The sequence below is a fragment of the Phormidium pseudopriestleyi FRX01 genome (assembly GCF_017313335.1).
GTDB classification, from domain to species: Bacteria; Cyanobacteriota; Cyanobacteriia; order Cyanobacteriales; family Laspinemataceae; genus Laspinema; species Laspinema pseudopriestleyi.
Genome location: NZ_JAFLQW010000162.1, coordinates 1 through 2982 on the forward strand (window position 1 = coordinate 1; position 2982 = coordinate 2982).

Consider the following 2982-nt stretch of genomic DNA (forward strand, 5'->3'; position numbering starts at 1 on the left):
AGAAAATATCTCGGAAGTGGCCGATCGCCTGACTCGATTTTTGTTGGCATACGCGGAAAAACTGGATCTCTGTGAACCCTGGTTAGAATTGGAGGCGCTTTTAGAAGGGTTGATGGACCAGAGGGGCGATCGCCCCTCTGGAGAATCCGCCGATCCCCAGTCCCTCCCAACTGCCAATGACCGCGTGGGAGTCTTTTCCGCCTTGCTTTTACTATCGGCCCAGTCTAAGGTGGAACTGTCCCAAGAACAATTTTACGGAGAGTTGAAAATCCGGGCGATCGTTGATTCAGTCCCTCTAGAGAGCCCATCCACTCTCAACGAAGCAATCGTTTAACCGCATACTGTACCCCCCACCGGACAAACCCCGAACCAGAAGCACCTTACCACCCACTGACTCGGCAATGGAACCCATGAAGCGCCGCAGGACTGGGAATTACCGGGCGATCGCTCAACCCCTCACCGGAAATCTCATTCCCAGGGGTGGACCTTCCGACGAAGACAGCTAAAAGATAACAATTTTTTGCAATTTCAAAACATTAATTCGTTAAAATTGATAAGCTCAAGGATAAGAGAAAAATTTCTATGAAAGCCATGATTCTGGCAGCGGGTAAGGGTACCCGAGTCCGTCCGATTACATACACCACCCCCAAACCGATGATTCCCATCCTGCAAAAACCAGTGATGGAGTTTTTAGTAGAATTGCTTCGCCAGCATGGTTTTAACCAAATCATGGTCAACGTTAGCCACCTCGCCAACGAAATCGAAAACTATTTCCGGGATGGACAAAGATTTGGCGTGGAAATTGGCTATTCCTTTGAAGGTCGGATTGTTGATGGCGAACTTGTCGGCGAGGCCATCGGAAGTGCGGGCGGCATGAAGCGCATCCAAGACTTTAACCCCTTTTTCGATGATACCTTTGTCGTGCTTTGTGGAGATGCTTTAATCGATTTGGACTTAACCGAAGCAGTCAAGTGGCACAAAGAAAAAGGCTCGATCGCCACGATTGTGATGAAATCTGTCCCCCGGGAAGAAGTCTCCAGTTATGGCGTAATTGTCACGGACGAAACGGGCCGCGTCAAGCAATTCCAAGAAAAACCGTCCGTAGAAGAAGCCATCAGCACTAACATTAACACGGGTATTTATATTTTTGAGCCGGAAGTGTTTAACTACATCCCCTCGGGCCAAGAATATGATATCGGCGGTGAACTCTTCCCCCAACTGGTCGAAATGGGTGCTCCGTTTTACGGCATCGCGATGGATTTTCAATGGGTGGATATTGGCAAAGTGCCGGACTATTGGCGAGCAATTCGCGGGGTGTTAACCGGAGAGATCCAAAATGTCTCGATTCCTGGCAAGGAGATCATTCCTGGGGTTTACACCGGCTTAAATGTCTCGGTTAACCTGGATAAGGTGGATATTAAAGGGCCTGTTTACATTGGGGCCATGACACAAATTGAAGATGGGGCCAAAATTATTGGACCTTCAATGATCGGGCCCAGTTGCCGAATTTGCAGTGGTGCAACGGTGGAAAATAGTGTAATTTTTGAATATTCTCGCTTAGGTCCAGGGGTGCGCTTAGTTGACAAACTGGTGTTTGGGCGCTACTGCGTGGATAAAACAGGTGCCTCCATTGATGTCCAAGCAGCGGCCCTGGATTGGTTGATTACGGACACTCGTCAGGCGATTCCCGTGAATACCCCCGAGGAAGGCAGGGCGATCGCCGAACTCCTCGAAAGCGAAGGTCGCCCTTAGCATCGGTGTAGTCCTCCCTGAAACCGGGTTCCTTAAAAACGACTCCGATTCTCATCCATCCCTGGGGGGAAAACACCCGGTTTCTGTTCCCTTACCCCCTTTATTTTATGTACGGACCTGCTAGGGATTGATGTTTCTCCGAGTCATCCCCCAGTTGGGAATGGCTCGGATCCGTCGGTTCAATCCAGGGTCAAACCTTATGTCGTTAAATAAGTGTACCGACCCAAACATCGCTCATAATTTTGCAGCAATCTTTGAGATTCTTGCAGGGTAATATTCCCTTCTTTTAACGCTTGTTCCGTCTGTTTGCGGATACTTTCAATCATGTCTTCAGCATCATATTGGACATAGCTGAGGACTTCTTTCATAGTATCCCCCTTGACCACGTGTTCGATTTCATAGCCTTTGGGAGTCAGCTTAATATGCACGGTATTGGTATCCCCAAACAAATTATGCAGATTGCCCATAATTTCCTGATAAGCACCGCCGAGAAACATTCCTAAATAGTAGGGTTCATCGGGTTTAAGGCGATGCAATTCCAGAACGTGCTTGACATCGAGTAAGTCAATGAATTGGTCGATTTTACCGTCACTATCACAGGTTAAATCTGCGAGAGTACCGCGTTCAGTGGGGTTTTCATCTAATCGATGAATGGGCATAATGGGAAATAATTGGTTGATCGCCCAACTATCGGGTGCAGATTGGAAAACCGACAAATTAATGTAGTAAATGGAGGCCATAATTTTTTCCAGATCCTCCAAATCATCAGGGACATAATCGACATCCCGAACGATCGCCTGAATTTTCCCACAACAAGCCCAGTAAAGTTGTTCGGCCCTAGCACGTTCTCGCAAGCTCAAATAGCCGAAATTAAATAAGCTAATCGCCTCCTCTTTAAATTGGATGGCATCATGATATGCTTCCTGGTAATTTTCAGATTTAATTGCGTGATAGGTATCTGAAAGATTCCGCAGAATCAGATGTTCTTTTTCCGTGCTGGGTTCTGGGGGTTGAATCGAAACATCACTGGTGCCGAGGACATTGAAAATTAACACTGACTGATGAGAGGCGATCGCCCGTCCACTTTCACTGATCAGAGTCGGCATCGACACCTGACCTTCTTCACAAGCTTCCTTCACTTCCGCCACAATATCATTGGCGTAGTTCTGCATATTGTAGTTTTTGGAAGCGTGGAAATCGGTTTTAGAGCCATCGTAATCGACGCCTAAA

3 protein-coding genes are annotated in these 2982 nt (G+C 47.5%); 2 read left to right on the forward strand and 1 reads right to left on the reverse strand.

What is annotated here, in order from left to right:
- Both J0895_RS05955 and J0895_RS05960 read left to right on the forward strand, forming a co-directional pair.
- On the forward strand, positions 1-334 hold a 334-nt coding region (locus J0895_RS05955), incomplete at its 5' end, for a segregation/condensation protein A (protein WP_207087195.1).
- A 248-nt stretch (positions 335-582) separates the two neighbouring features.
- Complete coding sequence (locus tag J0895_RS05960) at positions 583-1752, forward strand: nucleotidyltransferase family protein (RefSeq protein WP_207087196.1); 1170 nt, start codon at positions 583-585, stop codon at positions 1750-1752.
- Between the two features lie 197 nt (positions 1753-1949).
- Here J0895_RS05960 and speA read toward each other — a convergent pair.
- Positions 1950-2982, reverse strand: a 1033-nt coding sequence (gene speA, locus J0895_RS05965; protein ID WP_207087197.1) for a biosynthetic arginine decarboxylase, incomplete at its 5' end; no start/stop codon positions are given.

Bases quoted from the DNA above. Each gene is read 5' to 3' on its own strand.
- J0895_RS05960 (WP_207087196.1), top strand. From the start codon at position 583: ATGAAAGCCATGATTCTGGCAGCGGGTAAGGGTACCCGAGTCCGTCCG.